Consider the following 18,992-nt stretch of genomic DNA (forward strand, 5'->3'; position numbering starts at 1 on the left):
CGTGGGGCGGCCCTGATTCGTGCAACGGCCTGTTGCACAATTGATTCGGGTAGAGTCCATGCCCACTCGCGTCCGATTGTCCAACAGGCTGTTGGACGATTCGCCCCGTGAACAGAGCGGGCTTGTTGGACGGATGCCGAAGCGCTCAATTGCCCGCGTCGTCTCGCGCCCACGCCACCTCACGGATCATCCATGAAACTCCGCACAGTCCTTCCCGCCGCGCTCGCCGCGCTGCTGGCCCTTCCCGCCGCCGCGCAGCGAGAGAGCGGCAGCTTCGTCGTCACGCTGGGGAACGATACCGTGGCGTTCGAGCAGTTCGTCCGCACGCCGCGCCACCTGAGCAGCCACCTGGTGTCGCGGTCGCCGCGCACCGTGCTGCGCCGCATCGACGCCGACCTGCGTGCCGACGGCTCCGTGCAGCGGCTGGTGATGCACTCGCAGGTGCTGAACGATCCCACCCTGCTGCCGCAGGTGATCACCGTTCGCCTGGGTGGCGACAGCGCCGACGTGCGCATTGCCCGGGGTGACACCGTGCGCACCCTGCGTGTTGCCACGCCCAACGGAGCCTGGCCGTGGATTGGCGACTCGTACGCGTTCGCGGAACTCGCGCTGCGCGCCGCCCGCCCCATGCGCGGCGACTCGGTGGTGCTGCCGCTGATCCCGCCCGGCGCCCCGGCGACCACCACGGGCACCCTCCGCCGCCTGGGCCGCGACTCGGTGACCCTTCGCACGGGCGCCGGCGAGTCGCGGATCGCGACGGATGCGGCCGGGCGGGTGCTGGGCGTCGCCAGCCCCAACAGCACGCGGAAGGTGACGGTGGAGCGAATCGCCGCCACCTCGGCGTACGACGTGGCGGCGCGGTTCGCCGCGGCCGAGCGCACCGGCCGGGCGATGGGCGCGCTCTCGCCGCGCGACTCCGTCGTGGCCTCCGTCGGCGGCGCGAACGTGTCGGTGGCGTATGGAAGGCCGGCGCGGCGTGGGCGGCAGATCGCGGGCGGGGTGGTGCCGTGGGACCAGGTGTGGCGCACAGGCGCCAACAACGCCACCGCGTTCCGCACGGACCGCGACCTGATGTTCGGCGGCACACGCGTGCCCGCGGGCAGCTACACCCTGTTCTCGCTCCCCAGCCGCGACAACTGGCTGCTGATCGTCAACAAGCAGACGGGGCAGTGGGGAACGGAGTACCACCCGGAGCAGGACCTGGCGCGCATTCCCGCGCAGGTGCGCACGGTGACGGGCGAACCCGCGGAGCTGTTCACCATCCGGGTGGAGCCAGACGGGCAGGGCGGCGCGCTGGTGCTGTCGTGGGGCGACATGGAGGTTCGGGCGCCGTTCACCGTGGCACCGTGAGCGACGACACCACTCCCGTGGACGTGGGGCCTACGGAGGATGGGTCGCAGCTCCGCATCCGCTGGAAGGACGGCGCGGTGTCGGACTACCAGCCGCGCTACCTGCGGCTGAGCTGCCCGTGCGCGGGGTGCGTGGACGAGATGACGGGCCGTCCCCTGATCGACCCGGGGCGCATTCCCATGGACGTGCATCCACTCTCGGTGGAGTACGTGGGCGAGTACGCGCTGCGGTTCGACTGGAGCGACGGGCACCGGACGGGCATCTACCCGTGGGACTACCTGCGCGAGATTTCGCTCACCACCTGAGGCGCGCGCTCCGATCCGAATGACGGAAGCCCACCGTGGCCGCGCCGGGGTGGGCTTCGCTTTCATCTCGACGGATCGCGATCAGCCGGCTGCCTTCTCCGGCGGGCCGATCAGCGTGCGTACCTCCTGCAGCAGGTGCGGGGGCATGCAGGGCTTGATCAGCAGGCCATCGAAGCCCTCGGCAATCATGCGGTCGCGATCCACCGAAAGCGCCATGGCGGTGAGCACCACGATCGGCACGCGGGCGGTGCGCGGGTCGTCGCGCAGCACGCGCATGGCCTGGCGCCCGTCCATCACCGGCATCGCCAGGTCCATCAGCACCAGGTCGGGCATGTGCTGGCGCACCAGCTCCACCGCGTCGCGGCCATTGGCGGCGTCGAGGGTGCCATAGCCCTCGCGCTCCAGCACGGCCAGCAGGGCCACCCGGTTGTCTTCGTGGTCGTCGACGAGAAGGATGGTCTTGGGCATCCGCGGGGCGGCAGCGTGCGCAAATGGCCGCCGGGTGTCCGAGCCTCGGCGGAACAGCCTGGGTGGATGGGCTGAACCCTGCAGAATCCGCAAGAACGGAGCCGGGGCGAGCTCCGCGTCAGCCGAAAAGGTCCTGCTGCGGCGTCGCGGGATAGGTGACGAGTCCGTCCGCGTGCACCACGGCGTGGGGAGAAAGGCGGGCCTCCGCCGCCGGCCCCGGGCCGATGATGTCGGCCACGGGAACGCCGCGGGCCAGCAGCGCGTCGGTGATCAGGCGGCGGTGGCAGCGCCAGGGCACCGCTTCGGCGCACATGATGGCCGGCGTGCGCCCCCGCGCGTCGTCCATCAGCCGCTGCAGCGCGGCCTGGAAGGGCGGGGTGGCCGTATAGTCGGCGTAGGCGCGAAAGGCGGCGTGCCGCCACGCCGTGTTGGGCGACGGGGCGGCGCCGCGCTCCGTCGTCCGCCGCCCGCCGAGCGCTTCCTCGTGCCGGTAGCCGATGCCGGCTTCGGCGAGCGCCGCCGCCAGCGCGTCGCTCCCGAACTGCGGATGGCGGCGAGACCCGGGAAAGCGCCGCACGTCCACCAGCAGCTGCACGCCGTTGTCCCGCAGCAGCTCCAGGAACTCGGCCGTCGTGCGGGTGGAATGGCCGATGGTGAAGATGGTCACGACGGTAACTACGGTAAGAACGGTAACGACGGAAAGGCACGGCGTCGCGTGGTTCCCACGTCGTTACCGTGTCGACCGTCGTTACCGTCGTTACGGCTGTTCCACCGCGGAGATGGCGATGCTGATGCGCACCTCGTCGCCCAGCACCGCGCCGCCGGCTTCGGCCGCGCGGTTCCAGGAGACGCCGTAATCCATGCGGTCGATGGTGGTCTGCGCCTCGAAGCCGATGCGCCGCTTGCCCACCGCGCCGCTGACCTCCGTCAGCTCGCCCTCCAGCACCACGGGCCGGGTGACGCCGCGGATGGTGAGGTTGCCGTGCACGCGCAGCTCGCGCCCATCCACCGCCACGCGGGTGCTGCGGAAGGTGATGACGGGGTGGTTGGGGGCATCGAAGAAGTCGGCGGAGCGAAGGTGCGTGTCGCGCCGTTCGTTGTTGGTGTCGATGCTGGCGGTCTGGATGTCGACCTCCACCGATCCGCCCGCCAGGCTGGCCGGGTCGGCGACGATGGTGCCGCTCCACTGGTTGAACTGCCCGCTCACGCGGCTGACCAGGTGCCGGATGCGGAAGGTGAGCTCCGAGTGCGACGTGTCGATCCGCCACCTCACCGGCGCCGCCGCCACCGCCACGGGCGGCGCCTCGGCCGCGCGCGCGCCGCCCACACCGGCCGACAGCATCAGCGCCGGCACCATCACCACGGCCATCATCCCACGAACCCGCATGTCTCTTTATCTCTTGGAGAAGGTAAAAACGCTGACCACGGCAAGAACGGTAACGGAAACGGCAACCAGGGCCAACCCCGGCATCCACCGTGTCGACCGTAGTTACCGTTGTGACCGTAGTTACCGCAGTTACCGCCGTGACTTCAGCAGCCGGCGCAGCTCCGCCTCGGACGCGATGTAGCCGAACGGGGTCCAGTTCTCGGCCGAGGTCACGCGCCAGAAGATTTCCTCGGCCTGCTCGGGACGGCCGTTGTACAGGTGCCAGTTGCCCACGGCGTAGCCCTGCGTGGCCAGCGTCGTCGCGTCGCCGCCCGCCGCCAAGAGCGAATCGGGCGCCACGCGGCCCTGGTACATCATCAGGCGCCGGTGGTACGCCTGGTTTTCGACCACGTCCATCTCCGGCCGCACCGCCGCCAGCACCTGGGCGGCCTCGTCGTCGCGGCGCAGGCGGCGGAGCGACATGTACAGCCAGTCGATGGCCGCCACGCGCTCGTCGTCGTTGCGCGACAGGGTCAGCGCGTTGCGGAAGGAGTACTGCGCGTGGGGAAACTCGCCGCGAAGGTAGTACGCCAGCCCCAGGTGGTACCACACGTTGAACTGCAGCGTGGTGCGCGGCTCGTTGCGCGCGTTGGGAATGCCGTCGGGCTCGATTTCGATGGGACGGCGGCCGATGAGCCGCGCGGCATGGTCCAGGTCGGACACGGCGCGGTCGAAGTCGCGCACGGTGATGTAGCGGTGGCCCCGATGGCGGTAGAAGCGCGGATCGCCGGGGTGCTTGCGGATGCCCTCGCCGAAGATGGCGATGGCGTCGCGGTAGCGGCCCAGGTACGCCACGCGCCGGCCCAGCCACAGGATGGCGTCGGCGTTGTCGGGGTCGCGCTCGTACGCGTCGTACGCCTCGGAAAGCTGTGCCTCCAGCCGCTGCCGCGTTTCCAGCGGAAGCTCGGGCGCGTACAGCGGGGCGCCCAGCAGCGACACGGCTTCGGGCGTGCCGGAGGCCGTGGGCGGCGCACGGCGCACGCCCGCACAGGCGGTCAGCAGCAGGGCCGAAAGCAGCGCGAGCGCGGCGGCGAGCCTCATGAAAGAGTCGCGGTTTCCAGGTACGGTGCGCGAAACGCGGCCGAACCGCCGCGCCGGGCGGGCCCGTTCGGCGGGGGGTGGAAGCAAGGGCCGATGATGACGGACGAGTTGCAGGATACCCCCGGAGCGCCGCGTTGAAAAGGGGGAAGCACTCGGGGCGTTCCCTTGGGGCCGCAACGTACTCCGAGCGTCAGCGCACGCGGTACGGGATGGTGATTTCGCCGGGGACGGGCTGCCCGTCCTCGGTGGCGGGCGCAAAGTCCAGGATGCGGACGGCGGCGAGCAGGTGGGCGTCGCTGCCCCGGAGCACGCCCGCCCGCTCCACCCGGACGCCGACCACGTTCCCGGCCGCATCCAGCGACACGCGCAGCCACACCGTCCCTCCACTGCCCACGGAGGGCGCGGGCGAGGAGTCGCGGACGTCGCCCCAGCCGCGGTTGGCCGCGGCCGAGAACGGCCCCATCCCCGGGTCGCGGAGCGCGGGCGGGCACACCACGCTGCGCTCCACCTTCAGCGCCGGCTGCTCGCCCAGTTCCATCCGCAGCCGTACGCCCCATTCGCGGTCCGCGGGCGGCGTGGTGCGGCGGTGGGCATAGGCGAGGGCCTGGAGCGAGTCGGCCAGGACGGGACCGACGCGGTGCTCGATCACCTGGCGCCTGACGTTCAGCCCGTGGGGATCGTACCGCAGGGAGAACACCACGGGCCCCGTGGGCCGCCCGGCGTGGCGCCACGCGACCGCCGCGGCGTTCACCAGCCCGGCCGAGTCCACCAGCGCCGCCGCGGCGGGAAGCTCGCGCGGCTCCCGGGCGGCCTGGCACGTGCGCTGGGGCCGCCCCGGGCCGTCCCCCGGCACCGCAGTCCCGCCCTGCGCACCGGCGCAGGCGGAAACGGCCATCAGGGCGGCGGCGAACAGCGGAAGGAGTGGGCGACGAGGGCTCATCGTCTTGACCGGGAATCGTGGGAAGGCGACGACGGGGCGGCGCATGTCCGCGAAGCACGGCGCTGCATCGGAGGTGCCACGTCCGCGGGGTTTGACCGCCATCCCGACCCTGCATACGTTTGGAAGGGCGGGGCGGGCGTGGACGCGCCTGGCCCCGCACACAGAGTACACCTCTACTCCGGTGCCCGCCATGCGCTACTCCATCGCCTGCCTTCTGGCCCTCGCGGCCTGCACTCCCGCCCTCCAGCCGGCCGCCAGCACCGGGGGCAACAACACCCAGGTGGTTACCAGCGCCGAGGCGCTGAGCGTGACCACCGAGTCGGAGTTCCGGGTTGTCTCGACCAGCGTGGGCGCTCCCGTCGCACGGGTGCTGGAGGTGCTGCCCGCCGTCTACCAGGAGCTGGGGCTGTCGCCCGCCGCGGAGCCGACCGTGCGCACCGTCCGCGCGCAGGGCGTCATGGCGCGCCGGTTCCAGGGCCAGGCCACGTCCAGCTATTTCGATTGTGGGCGCGGCCAGTTCGGGGTGGAGATCGCCACGCAGTACGAGGTGCGCTTCAACCTGCAGACGACGGTGCAGCCGGGGAGCAGCCCCGAGTCGGCGCGGCTGGATTCGGGCGTGGAAGCGTATGCGCGCAACAACGACGGCTCCGCCAACGCCCTGCTCGCCGTCTGCCACACGCGCGGCAAGCTGGAGGAGCTGATCGCCGCCCGCATTCGCGAAAAGCTGGGGGCGTGACCACGCGTCTCGACCCGTCCCGCAACCCCGTGCATTCCATGCGCATGCGGCCGTTCACCGCCGTGCTCCTGGCGCTGGCCGCCGCACGGTGCGCGCCCGCGCAGCCCGTGCCGCGTGCCGCCACGGACGCGAGCACGCAGATGGTGGTGGTGACCACGGCGGGATGGGACACGGTGAACGCCGTCCTTCAGCGCTACGAGCGGGCGGGCGCGGACCAGCCATGGCACGCCGTGGGCGGCGCCATCCCCGCCGCCGTGGGGCGCACGGGCGTGGCGTGGGGCGACGGGCTGCACCCCGAGCCCGGCGCGGGGCCGCGCAAGCGCGAGGGAGACGGCAAGGCGCCCGCCGGCATCTTCGCCCTGAGCTCCGCGTTCGGCTACGCGGGGGCCGACGAGGCCGCGTGGGTGCGCATGCCGTACGTGCAGGTGGACGCGAGCATCGAGTGCGTGGACGATTCCCGCTCGCGCTACTACAACCGCCGGGTAGACCGCGACACCATCGCCCAGCCGGACTGGACGAGCCACGAAGAGCTCCGCCGCCCCGATCACCTGTACCGCTGGGGCGTGTGGGTGGACCACAACTCCAACCCGCCGCGGCCCATGGGCGGGTCGTGCATCTTCCTTCACGTCTGGGGCGGCCCGGGGGTGGCCACCAGCGGCTGCACCGCCATGGCCGAAGGGGACCTGCGCGCCGTGCTGGCCTGGCTGGACCCCCGCGCCCGCCCCGTGCTGGTGCAGCTTCCCCGCGCCGAGTACGCCTCCCTGCGCGCCGCGTGGGACCTGCCGTGACGCCGCGTTGACGCGCGTGCCAGCGTTTTTCCGGCCGCGCGTGTCTAACCCTGCAGGATGAGCGACGACGACGCCCGCCTGGTGCAACGGGCGCTGGCCGGGCAGGCCGGGGCGGCAGACGCCCTGCTGCGCGCCCACGCCGGCACCGCCTACGCCGTGGCCCTGGCCGTCACGCGCAACCCCCACGATGCCGAAGACGTGGTGCAGGACGCCATGGTCCTGGCGCTGGAACGCCTGGCCGAGTGCCGCGACCCGCGCAAGTTCGGGGGATGGCTGGTCCGCATCGTCCGCAACCGCGCCCTGAACCATCGCCGCTACCTGGGCATTCGCGCCGCCGAGCCGCTGGACGACGCCGGCCACGCCGCCTCGCCCGATTCGCCCGCCGCCGACGCCGAGCGCGCGGACCTGCGCGACCGGCTGACGGAGGCCATGTCGGGGCTCACGCAGGGGCAGCGCGAGGTGCTGCTGATGCACGACCTGGAAGGCTGGAAGCACCGCGAGATCGGCGACGTGCTGGGGATGCCCGAAGGCACCGTTCGATACCACCTGTTCAACGCCCGCCGCGCGGTTCGCGCCCGCTTGCAGGCCCTGGTTCGCGAGGAGGAATGATGGAGCCGGAGCCGATCGACCTTTCACCGCTGGCCCTGCCGGCGCACCGCCGCGAGCGCCTGATCGGCGCCGTGCTGGCGCGCGCCCGGGTGGGCGTGGTGCAGCGCACGCCGCTTTCGGAGCTGGCCGGCTGGGCGCGTCCCACGCTGGCCGCCGCCGCCGTGGTCGCCGCGCTGTCGCTGGGGCTGCTGACCCGCACGGGGCCCGCCGCCGCCGAGCCGCTGCCCCTGACCGTGGCCGACGCGCTGAGCATTCCGGGGCCCGCGAGCGACTGGGTGGCCGAAGACCGGCCGCCCACCGAAGAAGACCTGCTGGCCCAGTGGGACGACGAAGTGAACGATGCACGCTGAACTGACACACCCGGGGGTACGCCCGTGAACCGGCCCAGCCGCACGCGCCTGATGGGAATGGGGATGCTGGTGGTGACGTTCGCCGTCGGCCTGCTGGCTGGCGCCGCGTCCAGCCGGGCCCTTTCCGCCCGCGAAGCCGAGCCCCAGGCCGCCACGGCGGCCGAATGCTCGGACCGCCGCGGGCCGCACTCCATCTTCGAAAAGCTTTCGCTGTCGCCCGAGCAGCGCCAGCGCATCGACGGCATCATGGCTCGCCGCCGCGCCCGGATGGACACCGTCTGGCAGGAGCACGGGGCGCCCATCCGCGCGGCGCACGACAGCGCGCGGGCAGAGGTCCGCCAGGTGCTCACCCCCGCGCAGCAGGCGGAGTACGACCGCCTTCGCGCCAGCCACCGCGCCGAGCGCGAGCGGCGCGAAGCCAAGGAGAAGCAGGGCCTGACGGACGGCGGACCGCGGTGAGCATTCGGGCGGACGATGGCAACCGCGGGGAGCGGGAGGGGCGGATGGGGGAAAGGCAATTCTTCATGCACCGCTTCGAAGAGGCCACGCTGGCGCTGCTGCGCGTGGTTTCGGGGCTGATGCTGATGCAGCACGGCGCGCAGAAGCTGTTCGGCGAGCTGGGTGGATGGCGCGGCACGCCCGGCGCCACGGCTCCGCTGCTGTCGCAGAGCGGGGTGGCGGGGATGCTGGAGATGTTCGTGGCGCCGCTGCTGGTGGTGGGGCTGTTCACGCGGCCGGTGGCGTTCCTCCTTTCGGGAATGCTGGCCGTGGCCTACTTCCAGTCGCACGCGCCGGATGGGTTCTGGCCCATCGTCAACCGGGGCGAGCTGGCGGCGCTGTACTGCTTCGTCTTCTTCTACTTCTCCGCCCGCGGCGGGGGAAAGTACAGCGTAGACGCCTGGCGCGACCGCCGGCACAACGTGCGGAACCTGCGCCGGATCTGAGCGGGAGCCGCGGAACGAACGAGAGAGGCCGGACGCCCAGCGCCCGGCCTCTTTTTCTGTTCTCCGCGTTCGTCAGCTCGCGGGCCTGGCGGGGGGTGCGGGACCCGCCGGGGTGGTCGCGGGCGCCGGGTCGCCGGAGAACGCGTTGTGATAGCGCGTGTGGATGAGCATCAGGCGCTGGCTGCTCTCGGGCGCGGCGCGGGCCAGCAGCGTGATGATCTCGTCGCGCTGGGCCAGGATGGCATCCACCTCCTTCTGCTGCGCGGGCGAAACCTGCCCGCGTACGGCCTGCAGGTCGCTGAACACCGTGGTCATCAGCTGGCGCGAGCGCTCGTAGTTGCTGCGCAGCGACTCCGCCAGCGCGGCGCCGATGCGGTTCTCGATCTGCGCCGTCCGCAGCTGCAGGCGCGTATCCTCCAGGCTGTCGCGCAGTCCGTTCGCGCGTGACCACTGGGGCAGAAAGCCGAGCAGGAACCCGAGGAGCGCGGCCCCCACGGCGATGGTGATGATTCGGTTGCGGTCCATGGATGGGAAGCGGTGGGGATGGAACTGCGCCGCAGGGATGATGGCGTGCGGGTGCGGGGCGTGGCAAGGGCGGCGGAGGGTACAGAGGCCACCACATCGGTCCGGGCCGTCGAAGTGAACGGGGCCGCGCCGGCGGGAGAGAGAGCTGCGGTCGGGGTTCGACGGGTTGCGATGAATACCACGGCCGCCCCCCTCTCCCGGCCTCTCCCCCATAAACCCCATGGGGGAGAGGAGAATTCGAGTGCGCTCCGGCTGGCCACACGCACTCGACTGGCTCCCTTCCCCCGCGCAGTTTGCGGGGGAAGGGCTGGGGATGGGGGGCGCCGGCCCGAGCGCCGAGCCCGACCTGACGCACCCCAAGCCTGAAGTGTACCCCCTCTCCCACGCTGTTTGTGGGAGAGGGTGGACGAGCATAAGCGAGGACGGGTGAGGGCCCTACGGCAGCCGAGGCCTCGGCCGTCGTCCAGGCGGTTGAAACCGCGTCTGGAACGGCACGAAGTCCGCCTGCGCGGACTGGGCGGGACGGTGCCGTGTGCGTCCCCGGCGGGTGGCGGGAGGCGGGAGATGGTCCGGTGCCTCTGGGCTTCAGGATGACAGGTCGGCGCCCGGTGTGGGCTCCACGGCCGCTACGGCCTCGGGGAGCACGTCGGCCTCGTCGGATTCGCCCTCCCAGCGGCTGGCGATGGCCTGCGCCTGCCACCCGCGCTCCCGAAGCCAGCGCACCACCGGCTCGCGGTACCCGTGCGTCACCCATACGCACTCCGCGCCGGTCTCCTTGATGGCACCCAGCAGCGAGGGCCAGTCCACGTGGTCCGACAGCACGAATCCCCGGTCCACCGAGCGCCGCCGCCGCTGCCCCCGCACCCGCATCCACCCGCTCGCGAACGCGGTGGACGTCGCGCCGAAGCGCCTCATCCACGGCGTTCCCATGGCGGAGGGCGGCGCCACGATCATCGCCCCGCCCCAGGCGGTTCCGCGCGGCTCCGCGCCGGCGTACCGCGTTTCGGGGAGCAAGATCCCCGTCCGCCGGTAGTCCTCGTTCAGCCGCTCCACCGCGCCGTGGGTGAAGATGGGGCCGATGGACGGATCCAGCCCCGCCAGCAGCCGCTGTGCCTTGCCCAGCGCGTAGCCCATCAGCAGCGACGCGCGACCGGCCTGCGCATTGGCGCGCCACCACGCGTTGATCTCGCCGAACACCTCCGCATCCGGGCGCCAGCGGTAGATGGGCAGGCCGAAGGTGCTCTCGGTGATGAAGGTGTGGCAGCGGACGGGCTCGAACGGGGTGCAGGTGGGGTCTGCCTCGGTCTTGTAGTCGCCCGAGACCACCCACACCTCGCCACCGTGCTCCACCCGCACCTGCGCGCTGCCCAGGATGTGCCCGGCCGGGTGAAGGCTGATGCGGACGCCGTTCACGTCGATCGGAAGGCCGTACTCCACCGAGCGGATGCGCGCGCCCGGGCCCAGCCGCGTGCGCAGCACCGCCTCGCCCTCGCGCGAGCCCAGGTACACACGCGAGCCCCAGCGTGCGTGGTCGCCGTGCGCGTGGGTGATCACGGCCCGGTCCACCGGCTGCCACGGGTCGATAAAGAAGTCGCCCGCCTCGCAGTACAGCCCCCGCTCCGTGATCCGCAGCATTTCTCCCCTGACGTCGTTTTTATCGTTGTTCACGACCAGCTTGCGCGTGGCGCACGGCATTATTAGCCTTGTTCGTCCTCTCGCCCGGCGGGCACCCCTTCCCGCCACTGCTCGCCTCCCGGCGAGAGAGACTCCTCCGGTTGCCGAACCCACTCGGCACGCACCGGAATCCCCGATCCACCTCCCGTTTTTGGAGTACTCCCATGCCGTGGTACGACCTGATCCCCACCTCCGGCCCGCAGCAGACCCTGGACCGCGCAAGATCCGCACTGGGCCGCAAAACCATCTACGACCTGGGCTCCGGGGGCATGAAGCCCGGTGCGCCGCTGGACAAGAAGTGCGACTGCTCCGGCTTCGTGGCCTGGGCCATCGGCATTCCCCGGCAGATTCCGCCGGGCACGGGCAGCTGGCTCGACACCGACGCCTACGCCCGCGGCGGGGCCCCGGCCTTTCCCGGCCTGGCGGTGCCGGTCGCGCCCGGCGGCGCGCAGCCCGGCGACATCTACGTGTATCCCGACTACAAGCTGAACGGCGTCGTAAAGCAGGGGCACATCGGGATCATCTCGGCGGTGCAGGGCGGAGTGCCCACGAAGGTGATCCACTGCTCGCTGTCCAATTCCAACGCGGGCGACGCCGTAAAGGAAACCGGCCCCACCGCGTGGGTGAGCAAGGGCGGCGCGGCCAGGATCATGCGCCTGGACTACGCCGCGCTCCGGGCCAAGTACGCGCCCGGCCACGTGCACGTGATGCCGCTGAAGGCGGTCAGCCCGGCCAAGGCGCCGCTGAAGCACGCGCTCCTGGCGGGGCACGCCGGCCTGCAGGCGATCGCGGCCGGCAACGGCGGCGTGCTGCGCGCGACGGGCGGGCAGGTGGATGGCGCCGGCCAGGTGCAGGACGCGCTGAACCACCTGGGCGGCAAGTACGCCGACCTGAAGGTGGCGCTGGGCGACAGCACTAAGTATCGCGGCACGTTCGGCCCCAAGACCGAGCAGGCCGTCGAGAACTTCCAGGCCAGCCACGGCATCAAGCCCGACGGGCTGGTGGGCAAGGACACGCTCCGGTCGCTTGACGCGGCGCTGGCCTCATTCGACGCCAATGGCGTGGACCGCACGCGCAAGGAGGCGTTCAGCGCCGAGAACCAGAAGCCGCAGGACTTCCGCAAGATCTTCATCGGGCTGATCGCCCCCGCGGCGCAGGCTTCGGCGAAGGCGACCGGCGTTCCGGCCTCGATCACCATCGCCCAGGCGGCGCTGGAGAGCAACTGGGGACGCAGCGGCCTGTCGGTGAAGGCGCTCAACTTCTTCGGCATCAAGGGCAAGGGGCCCGAGGGCTCCGTCACCATGCCCACGGCGGAGTACGTCGGCGGCAAGCGGATCGCCGTGAACGCCGCGTTCCGTGTGTACAAGTCGATGGAGCAGAGCTGCGAAGACCACGCCCGGCTGATCGCCACGGCCAAGTGGAGCAAGAGCGGCCTTCCCATCTACGCCGAGGCCATGAAGCACACGAAGGAACCCCGCAAGTTCGCCGCAGCCCTGGAAGGCGTATACGCCACCGACCCGGAGTACGCCGAAAAGCTGTGGGACCTGATGGACCGCTACGAGTTGCAGCACTACGACGTGTGAGCTGAGCGTCCCGGATAATTCGCGCGAGGGAGCCGCACCTGGAAGCACAGGTGCGGCTCCCTCGTTCACATGATGCCACAGCTAGGCCGCGTCCACGCTCGACCCTTATCGGCGAGCAGGGTGCGCCGGGTTTGATTGATTTGGAATCAAGATTGACAGCACATTTCCGATTTCCCGAAATTGCGCGTGAGAGCGAAACCCATCTCAGCACGGGAGAGAGCGGATGGCTGCGAAGAGTGTGAAGCTTGGCGTGCTCGCGGCGTACGTCGATGGAGAAACCGAGCGGTGGCGGGAGTGGTTTCAGACGGCGCCGGCCGAGGTGCTGGATCTTCCGCTCGGAACGGGCGCGGACGGAACGGTGCGCACCCTCATCAAGCACATCTTCGCCGTCGAGCTACGCTATGCCCAGCGGCTGGCCGGCGAAGCCGTGAGCGGATACGAGCAGCTGCCCGATCGAACGGTACCGGAGCTGTGGAGCATCCATCGGACGGCCGCCTCCATCCGCGACCAGTTCCTGCGCGACGCCACGCCTGAAGACCTGGATCGTGTGCTGGTCTCGGACACGCGCAAGCTAGGCCGGATCGAATCGCGGGCACACGTCGTGGTGATGCACACATTCATCCACGGAATCCGCCACTGGGCACAGATCGCCGCGGTGCTGCGGCAGCATGGGCATGGCGGGTTGTGGGAGCACGACTGGCTCCTGAGCCCGGAGGTCCAGTCGCCGAGTACCGCGTCACCATGATGAGAGGAGAGACGATGGCCGCCGCCGACCTGAGCATGCACACCGCCGTTCTGGAGCGCACGCCCGGCGTGCTGCGGGCGCTGCTGCTGGACCTTCCCTTCGAATGGGCCGATGGCACCGAAGGCCCGGGATCGTGGAGCCCGGCCATGGTGGTGGAGCACATGGCCGGCGAGGAGCGCGCGAACTGGATCCCCCGCGCGCGGAGCATCCTGCAGCCCGGAGGACCGAGGGCGCTTCCCGCCATCGATCGCGTTGCACCCGCAACCCGGGGCGACCCGCGGGCGCTCGCGATGCTCCTGGATGAATTTTCCGTGCTGCGCCGGGAGAGCCTATCCACCGTCGCCTCGTGGACGCTGACGCGGGAGGACCTGGAGCGCGAGGGGGAGCACCCCGAGTTCGGCCGGGTGACGCTGGGCCAGCTGCTGGCCACCTGGGTAGCCCACGACCTCAGCCACCTCGCCCAGATCGCGCGCGTCATGGCCAAACGGCAGCGCGAGGCGGTCGGCCCCTGGCGCGCCTACCTGCCCATCATGGACCGCTGACCGGGGCCGCACCCAGGTGACGCACGACGAAAAAATCGTCGTGGCCGCCGGCCTACGCGCCGGTGGTCACCTCTTCATAGGCCACGCTGACGGCGTCGCGCGGGCCCACCTGGCCGAACGGTCCCCACGCCTCGAAACCGGCTAGCGGCGCGCGCATGGCCAGGATCTCGTCGCGCGAGCGTCCCGCCGCGACGTGCTGCTCCACGAACGCCAGCACGGCGCCCAGGTAGTCCCGGAACTGCAGCAGCTCGGCCGAACTCCCGGTGACGGGCAGCCCCTGCCCCGCGTGGCCGAAGATGTAGATGGTGTCGGGCGCATGGGCGTTCACCACCTGCTCCAGTACGCGCGCCCAGTTGCGCATGGAAGCGCCGGCCGCGCGGTCCACGACGGGATGGCGCCGATGAAATGCCAGGTCGCCCATGTGCACCACGTTGGCGCGCTCGAAGGTGATCACCGCGTCGCCACTGGTATGCGCACGCCCGTGATGCCGCGCGACGATGCGCTCGTCGCCCACCTCGGTGGACCAGCTGTGCGTAAAGGTGGTGTCCGGGTACAGCGGCTCCGGCGGAGCGGGCTGAGGCTGCTGCGGCGGGGAGGGCTGCTGCGCCGGGGGCTGCGGCGCGGGCTGCGCCTGCTGTGGCGGCTGCGGAGCGCGGCGCATGTGCTGGTCGGCCATGCCGTGCGCCACGGCGCGCCGAGCGACGCCACGAAACACACCGTTGCCGCCCGTGTGGTCCCCGTGATGGTGCGTGTTGATCAGCACGTCCACACCCCGGTTGCGCGACCGCTCCTGCAGCCCTGCGAGTAGCGCCCGCGCCTCGGCGGGGAACTGCGTGTCGACCACGGCGACGCCGCGCGCGTTCACGAGCCAGCCCACGGTGCCGCCGCGCATGGTGAACGTGCCCACGTTGCGGCGCACGGGCGTGAACGCCGCCTGCGCAGTCTGCACCGTCTGGGCGGTGAGCGAGTGGAGCGGCCGCCCGAGCAGGGCGCCCAGCGTCATTGCGGCGGAGGTAGCGAGAAAGTCGCGGCGCGTGTGAGCCATCGGCCGATCCAAGGTTTCAGGGGAGATTGGAGGCGCGATCACGTGCGCGCCCGCACTGCGATCATGCTGCCAACAAGAATCGCTCCGCAAGATCCGAAAAGGAGGTCTCACGCAGGCGCAGAGCCGCCGAGAGAGAACAGCGAGTGCTTCGCCGTCTCTCCTGCGTCTCTGCGCCTCTGCGTGATGCAACCCGGAAAACAGGAGAAACGAGAAGAGCCCGGCGCAAATGCCGGGCTCTTCTTGAGATCGACCGCCTGATCGATCAGTTTCGATGGATGCGGACGCCGCCGGAGCCGGTGTCGATCTCTACCCGGCCGTTGCCGTCGCCGATGCGCCCCTCGAGGCGCGAGCGCGACGAGCGGCGGTTGGTGACCGGCACCTGCACGTTGATGCCGCCGCTGCCGGTGTCCACGTACAGCTCGGCGCCGAAGCTGGCGGGAAGCCCCAGCGTCACCGAGCCCGAGCCCGTGTCGACGCTCACCCGCTGCGCGTCGGACGCCATCGCCAGCTGCACGCTGCCGCTTCCCGTTTCCACCGACACGTCGCGGGCCTGGATGCCCGACAGGCTCACGGCGCCCGAGCCCACATCGACTGCCACGGTCTCGGCGCGCAGGTTGGTGGCGGTCACCCGGCCGCTGCCGGTTTCCACCTGCACGCGGCTGCCGCGGACGCCGTCGACGCTCACCGAGCCGGACCCGGCGTCGGCCGTGACGTCGCCCTGGGCGCCGCGCACCTGGATGGAGCCGGAACCGGTGTTCAGCTGCAGGCCGCCGCGCGTGCCGGAGGTGGCCACCGAGGCCGACGACCCATGCACCTGCACGCGTCCGTCCACGTTGGTGACGGACACGCGGCCCACCCCCTGGTGCACCGACACGGATCGCCCCGCGGGAACCAGGACCCGCACGTCGGCCCAGGCGCGGGTGCCGCGGCCGGAGCCGGCGACCGTCACCTGGCGCGAGCGGAGGCCGCCCCCGAACGAGCCGTCGGACGCCACGCGCAGCTGCGTGCGGCTGTTGCGGCCCATCCGCGCATACACGACGCGCTCGCCGGGAAACACCACGCGCAGCGTGCCCCCGGAATGGTTCACCCGCAGCTGCCAGGCGTCGTCGCCGGCCCGCGTGACCTCCACCACCACCTGGCTCCCCGTGCCGGGCGCCACCGTCACCTCGCCCGCCAGGTTGTACACGGTGGCGCTGCCGCCCAGGACGAAGCGCTGGGCCCCGGCGGGGAGCACCGCCCCGGCCACGAGGGCCAGGGCCAGCACCAGCGGGCGAACACGTGCAATCGCCATCATCCCAAACGCTCCGGTCACAGGTTCAGCCAGTAGTTCAGCTTGATCATCAGCACGTTGGTCGCGGGAACGGGCATGTTCTCGTCCGTGCCGAACAGCCGGCCGAAGTCGCGCGTCAGCCCAAAGCTGCCGTCGTTCACGAAGTTCTCGCGCCCCTGGCTCCACACCACGAACAGCGTGCTTCCCGGCCGGTACTCCCAGCGCAGCACCGCGTTGCTGCGGAACGCCTGCACGTTGAACTCGGGGTTGTCATCCGGCGCCGCGCCCGGTTCGAACCGCTCGCGGAAGTCCGCCGCCGCGGGGTCGGCCACCTGCAGGAACGCGCCGTAGTCGCCCGCGCTCACGAACGGCTGTGCGTACAGCTGCAGCGTAAGGTCGGGGCTGAAGGTGTAGTTCAGCCGCGTGGTGACGGCGACGGTGGTCTGGTCCAGCTGCCCGAACACGTAGCGGCCGGACTCCTCCTGGGTGATGTACTGCACCTGGTCGTTCGCCCTGGACCACGACGGCGAAAGCGAAACGGTCACCCGGCTGGAGGGGCGCGCGTTGATGGAGGTTTCCACCCAGCGGTGGCTCATCCCGGTGTCGTCCTCGTTGTAGAAGCCGGCCGCGGCGCTGTACGAGATGCGGCGGCGGCTATCGGTGCGCAGGCTCGCCGATGCCATCCACGCCCCCTCGTCCACCAGCGCGGGGCCGCCGCGCAGTCCGCGCACGTTCATCCCGCCGTGGTTGCGGCCCACGCTGCCGTGGCCGCCCCACAGGTTGTTGAGCGTGTAGCTGCCGTTGATGTTCGCGCCGGTGAACATCCGCTCGTTGCCGGTGGTCCATCCCGAGAACAGGTTCCACCCCAGGTTCCAGTTGCGAAACGCGCCCTGGGGCGTGTTCTGGTACCAGCGGCCGTACCCGGCGCCCACCACCTGGTCGGCCTCGCGCAGGAAGCCCAGGTCGTTCACCTCCATGCCGGGCGAGCGGTACAGCCCCAGCAGGCCGCCGCGGTACCGGCCGGCGATCTTGCCGACGTGAAAGCTGGCGCCGTTGCCCGTGAGCGCGGTAAGGTCGCGCTGCACGTCGACGTGGTCCGCGCCCGGGCGCTGGTAGTAGCGCGCGGATGCTTGCTGCAGGCGCTGGATGGCCAGCGTGTCGCCGTTCACCCGGGTGAGGATCGCCCAGCCGTTCGTTTCCCAGTCGCCGCCGCCGAAGCGGTGGCGGAAGTCCAGCCCGCCCGAGAAGGCGGAGGAGGGAAGAAAGAGCAGCGCGTCGTCGCTCAGGTCGCGGTAGGTGCCCGTCACCACGCCCCCGAAGGCGCTGCGCCCCTGGTTGAAGTCGCGCCGCAGCCGCACCATGCCGTAGCCGCTCATGGGCTCGCTGGTGGCGCGCTGCACCTCGCCCGGCTCGGCCGAGGTGACGAAGCGCGCCTGCTCCTCGGCGGTCAGCGCGCCCAGCACGCCGACAGACAGGTCGTCGCCGAGCTTTCCCGTCAGCTTGGCCGCGCCCAGAATGGTGGTCTGCTGCGGCGCGTCCACGTATGGCTGGTCGTCGTCCGCCGACAGCCCGCGCTGCGGCTGGCGGCCGATGCGGCGCGAGTAGAAGAGCGTTTCGCTCTCGTCGTCGCCCAGCCCCAGCCCGAAGCGGAAGATGTCGATGCCCTCCACGAAGAAGGGGCGCTTTTCCGAGAAGAAGCTTTCGAACGCCGAAAGGTTCACCTCCGAGGGGTCGGCCTCCACCTGCCCGAAATCGGGGTTGATGGTGGCCGTGAGCGTAAGGTTGCTCGAAAGCCCGTACTTGATGTCGGCGCCCGCCGAGGCGAACGGGGCGTTCTCACGGAAGAACGGGTCGCCCTCGCGGCCGTAGCTGGACGCGCTGGTGACGCTCGCAACGGTGTAGGGAAGCACCTCCAGCCGGCGCGGCGGGCGCAGCCCCGAAATGCCCGTCAGCGTGCCGATGCGCGACACGAAGCCCGGCTGGTCGGGAAGCATGGGCGACCACCACGAGCGCTCTTCCTTGCGGGCCAGGTCGCGCGACACGTTCAGTCCCCAGCTCTGCCCCGCGTCCGACGCGCGGAAGCGAAGCTGCGAGAGGGGAATGCGGAACTCCGCGCTCCACCCGGCCGAATCCACCGACACCTCCACGTCCCACACCGCGTCCCACCCCAGGTCTTCGCTGCCGTCGTCGAAGTGGAAGACGTCCTTCTTGACGCCCCGCGGGTTCACGGCGAAGCGGTAGGCCGAGCGACGGTCGTGGTAGCTGTCGAACATCACGTGCAGCCAGTCGCTGTAGATGCCGCTCGCGTCGCGCCGGGCCAGCTGCGCCGCGATGCTGTCGGGCGCGGTGTCCCAGGCGCGGATGGCCACGTACACCGCCTGGTCGTCGTAGGCCACCCGGGCCTCGGTGCGCTGCGACGAGGGCTGCGACGGGTTGGGGTACTGCTGCACGAAGTCGCTGGCGACGGGCACGCCCGCCCACACGGCGTCGTCCAGGCGCCCATCGACCGCCGGCGCCTGTCCGGCGGCCAGCCGGTGGGCGCCCACGGTTTTGGCGGGGGTGGTGTCGGCGGCGGCGGGCCCAAGCAGGGCCGCGCCGGCCAGGAGCAGGGTAATGATCATCCCAGGTCCTTCGGGAGAAAGGGGTTCAGA

The 18,992-nt window shown here is 71.2% G+C and carries 21 protein-coding genes; 11 read left to right on the top strand and 10 right to left on the bottom strand.

Going from position 1 to position 18,992, the window contains the following annotated elements:
• Nucleotides 1-192 precede the first annotated feature (192 nt).
• Nucleotides 193-1,350, top strand: a complete 1,158-nt coding sequence (locus tag VF632_RS15845; protein WP_331023891.1) for a DUF2911 domain-containing protein — start codon at nt 193-195, stop codon at nt 1,348-1,350.
• Nucleotides 1,347-1,655, top strand: coding sequence for a DUF971 domain-containing protein (locus tag VF632_RS15850; RefSeq protein WP_331023892.1), 309 nt, complete (start codon nt 1,347-1,349; stop codon nt 1,653-1,655). Before VF632_RS15845 ends, VF632_RS15850 begins: the two co-directional genes overlap by 4 nt.
• A gap of 81 nt (nt 1,656-1,736) precedes the next feature.
• Here VF632_RS15850 and VF632_RS15855 read toward each other — a convergent pair whose 3' ends face one another.
• From VF632_RS15855 to VF632_RS15875, 5 genes are all read right to left on the bottom strand, one after another.
• Entirely contained in the window at nt 1,737-2,123 is a 387-nt protein-coding gene (locus VF632_RS15855; RefSeq protein ID WP_331023893.1) for a response regulator, read from the bottom strand.
• A gap of 118 nt (nt 2,124-2,241) precedes the next feature.
• Nucleotides 2,242-2,790, bottom strand: coding sequence for a DUF488 domain-containing protein (locus VF632_RS15860; RefSeq protein WP_331023894.1), 549 nt, complete (start codon nt 2,788-2,790; stop codon nt 2,242-2,244).
• A 90-nt stretch (nt 2,791-2,880) separates the two neighbouring features.
• Nucleotides 2,881-3,510 carry a YceI family protein gene (locus tag VF632_RS15865; protein ID WP_331023895.1) on the bottom strand — a complete coding sequence of 210 codons (630 nt, stop codon included), beginning with the start codon at nt 3,508-3,510 and terminating at the stop codon, nt 2,881-2,883.
• A 129-nt stretch (nt 3,511-3,639) separates the two neighbouring features.
• Nucleotides 3,640-4,590 (bottom strand): hypothetical protein, encoded by a 951-nt coding sequence (locus tag VF632_RS15870; RefSeq protein ID WP_331023896.1) that lies wholly within the window; start codon nt 4,588-4,590, stop codon nt 3,640-3,642.
• Between the two features lie 190 nt (nt 4,591-4,780).
• Nucleotides 4,781-5,530, bottom strand: a complete 750-nt coding sequence (locus VF632_RS15875) for an energy transducer TonB (RefSeq protein WP_331023897.1) — start codon at nt 5,528-5,530, stop codon at nt 4,781-4,783.
• A 190-nt stretch (nt 5,531-5,720) separates the two neighbouring features.
• Here VF632_RS15875 and VF632_RS15880 point away from each other — a divergent pair, with 190 nt between their 5' ends.
• Genes VF632_RS15880 through VF632_RS15905 form a run of 6 tightly spaced genes read left to right on the top strand, consistent with a single transcriptional unit; the run spans nt 5,721 to nt 8,957 of the window.
• Nucleotides 5,721-6,266 carry a hypothetical protein gene (locus tag VF632_RS15880; RefSeq protein WP_331023898.1) on the top strand — a complete coding sequence of 182 codons (546 nt, stop codon included), beginning with the start codon at nt 5,721-5,723 and terminating at the stop codon, nt 6,264-6,266.
• Nucleotides 6,263-7,054: a L,D-transpeptidase family protein gene (locus VF632_RS15885; protein WP_331023899.1), complete on the top strand. Its 792-nt coding sequence runs from the start codon at nt 6,263-6,265 to the stop codon at nt 7,052-7,054. Before VF632_RS15880 ends, VF632_RS15885 begins: the two co-directional genes overlap by 4 nt.
• Nucleotides 7,055-7,111: 57 nt before the next feature.
• Nucleotides 7,112-7,663 carry a sigma-70 family RNA polymerase sigma factor gene (locus VF632_RS15890; RefSeq protein ID WP_331023900.1) on the top strand — a complete coding sequence of 184 codons (552 nt, stop codon included), beginning with the start codon at nt 7,112-7,114 and terminating at the stop codon, nt 7,661-7,663.
• Nucleotides 7,660-8,013, top strand: a complete 354-nt coding sequence (locus tag VF632_RS15895; protein WP_331023901.1) for a hypothetical protein — start codon at nt 7,660-7,662, stop codon at nt 8,011-8,013. Before VF632_RS15890 ends, VF632_RS15895 begins: the two co-directional genes overlap by 4 nt.
• Before the next feature lie 24 nt (nt 8,014-8,037).
• Nucleotides 8,038-8,472, top strand: coding sequence for a hypothetical protein (locus VF632_RS15900; protein WP_331023902.1), 435 nt, complete (start codon nt 8,038-8,040; stop codon nt 8,470-8,472).
• Nucleotides 8,469-8,957 (top strand): DoxX family protein, encoded by a 489-nt coding sequence (locus tag VF632_RS15905; protein ID WP_331023903.1) that lies wholly within the window; start codon nt 8,469-8,471, stop codon nt 8,955-8,957. Before VF632_RS15900 ends, VF632_RS15905 begins: the two co-directional genes overlap by 4 nt.
• 72 nt (nt 8,958-9,029) lie before the next feature.
• Here the strand turns inward: VF632_RS15905 and VF632_RS15910 are convergent, their stop codons facing one another.
• Together VF632_RS15910 and VF632_RS15915 are read right to left on the bottom strand one after the other, a co-directional pair.
• Nucleotides 9,030-9,482: a hypothetical protein gene (locus VF632_RS15910; RefSeq protein WP_331023904.1), complete on the bottom strand. Its 453-nt coding sequence runs from the start codon at nt 9,480-9,482 to the stop codon at nt 9,030-9,032.
• A 585-nt stretch (nt 9,483-10,067) separates the two neighbouring features.
• Nucleotides 10,068-11,117: a ligase-associated DNA damage response exonuclease gene (locus tag VF632_RS15915; RefSeq protein ID WP_349264004.1), complete on the bottom strand. Its 1,050-nt coding sequence runs from the start codon at nt 11,115-11,117 to the stop codon at nt 10,068-10,070.
• A gap of 203 nt (nt 11,118-11,320) precedes the next feature.
• Here VF632_RS15915 and VF632_RS15920 point away from each other — a divergent pair, with 203 nt between their 5' ends.
• The 3 genes from VF632_RS15920 (at nt 11,321) to VF632_RS15930 (ending at nt 14,026) form a co-directional block, all read left to right on the top strand.
• On the top strand, nt 11,321-12,739 hold the full coding sequence (locus VF632_RS15920; RefSeq protein WP_331023906.1) for a glucosaminidase domain-containing protein: 1,419 nt from the start codon (nt 11,321-11,323) through the stop codon (nt 12,737-12,739).
• Between the two features lie 223 nt (nt 12,740-12,962).
• A complete protein-coding gene (locus VF632_RS15925; protein WP_331023907.1) occupies nt 12,963-13,484 on the top strand; it encodes a DinB family protein in 522 nt (173 codons plus the stop codon).
• A gap of 14 nt (nt 13,485-13,498) precedes the next feature.
• Nucleotides 13,499-14,026 carry a DinB family protein gene (locus tag VF632_RS15930; protein ID WP_331023908.1) on the top strand — a complete coding sequence of 176 codons (528 nt, stop codon included), beginning with the start codon at nt 13,499-13,501 and terminating at the stop codon, nt 14,024-14,026.
• 52 nt (nt 14,027-14,078) lie between these two features.
• Here the strand turns inward: VF632_RS15930 and VF632_RS15935 are convergent, their stop codons facing one another.
• The 3 genes from VF632_RS15935 to VF632_RS15945 form a co-directional block, all read right to left on the bottom strand.
• A complete protein-coding gene (locus tag VF632_RS15935; protein ID WP_331023909.1) occupies nt 14,079-15,071 on the bottom strand; it encodes an MBL fold metallo-hydrolase in 993 nt (330 codons plus the stop codon).
• A gap of 262 nt (nt 15,072-15,333) precedes the next feature.
• Entirely contained in the window at nt 15,334-16,365 is a 1,032-nt protein-coding gene (locus VF632_RS15940; protein ID WP_331023910.1) for a DUF4097 family beta strand repeat-containing protein, read from the bottom strand.
• 14 nt (nt 16,366-16,379) lie between these two features.
• The gene (locus VF632_RS15945) at nt 16,380-18,962 is read right to left on the bottom strand and encodes a DUF5916 domain-containing protein (protein WP_331023911.1); all 2,583 of its coding nucleotides are present in this window, start codon (nt 18,960-18,962) and stop codon (nt 16,380-16,382) included.
• Nucleotides 18,963-18,992 lie beyond the last annotated feature (30 nt).

It is taken from the genome of Longimicrobium sp. (assembly GCF_036388275.1).
GTDB lineage: Bacteria > Gemmatimonadota > Gemmatimonadetes > Longimicrobiales > Longimicrobiaceae > Longimicrobium.

Bases quoted from the DNA above. Each gene is read 5' to 3' on its own strand.
- VF632_RS15935 (WP_331023909.1), bottom strand. From the start codon at position 15,071: ATGGCTCACACGCGCCGCGACTTTCTCGCTACCTCCGCCGCAATGACG.
- VF632_RS15945 (WP_331023911.1), bottom strand. From the start codon at position 18,962: ATGATCATTACCCTGCTCCTGGCCGGCGCGGCCCTGCTTGGGCCCGCC.
- VF632_RS15845 (WP_331023891.1), top strand. From the start codon at position 193: ATGAAACTCCGCACAGTCCTTCCCGCCGCGCTCGCCGCGCTGCTGGCC.
- VF632_RS15895 (WP_331023901.1), top strand. From the start codon at position 7,660: ATGATGGAGCCGGAGCCGATCGACCTTTCACCGCTGGCCCTGCCGGCG.
- VF632_RS15925 (WP_331023907.1), top strand. From the start codon at position 12,963: ATGGCTGCGAAGAGTGTGAAGCTTGGCGTGCTCGCGGCGTACGTCGAT.
- VF632_RS15930 (WP_331023908.1), top strand. From the start codon at position 13,499: ATGGCCGCCGCCGACCTGAGCATGCACACCGCCGTTCTGGAGCGCACG.
- VF632_RS15865 (WP_331023895.1), bottom strand. From the start codon at position 3,510: ATGCGGGTTCGTGGGATGATGGCCGTGGTGATGGTGCCGGCGCTGATG.
- VF632_RS15855 (WP_331023893.1), bottom strand. From the start codon at position 2,123: ATGCCCAAGACCATCCTTCTCGTCGACGACCACGAAGACAACCGGGTG.
- VF632_RS15880 (WP_331023898.1), top strand. From the start codon at position 5,721: ATGCGCTACTCCATCGCCTGCCTTCTGGCCCTCGCGGCCTGCACTCCC.
- VF632_RS15910 (WP_331023904.1), bottom strand. From the start codon at position 9,482: ATGGACCGCAACCGAATCATCACCATCGCCGTGGGGGCCGCGCTCCTC.
- VF632_RS15890 (WP_331023900.1), top strand. From the start codon at position 7,112: ATGAGCGACGACGACGCCCGCCTGGTGCAACGGGCGCTGGCCGGGCAG.
- VF632_RS15940 (WP_331023910.1), bottom strand. From the start codon at position 16,365: ATGATGGCGATTGCACGTGTTCGCCCGCTGGTGCTGGCCCTGGCCCTC.
- VF632_RS15870 (WP_331023896.1), bottom strand. From the start codon at position 4,590: ATGAGGCTCGCCGCCGCGCTCGCGCTGCTTTCGGCCCTGCTGCTGACC.
- VF632_RS15920 (WP_331023906.1), top strand. From the start codon at position 11,321: ATGCCGTGGTACGACCTGATCCCCACCTCCGGCCCGCAGCAGACCCTG.
- VF632_RS15915 (WP_349264004.1), bottom strand. From the start codon at position 11,117: ATGCTGCGGATCACGGAGCGGGGGCTGTACTGCGAGGCGGGCGACTTC.
- VF632_RS15875 (WP_331023897.1), bottom strand. From the start codon at position 5,530: ATGAGCCCTCGTCGCCCACTCCTTCCGCTGTTCGCCGCCGCCCTGATG.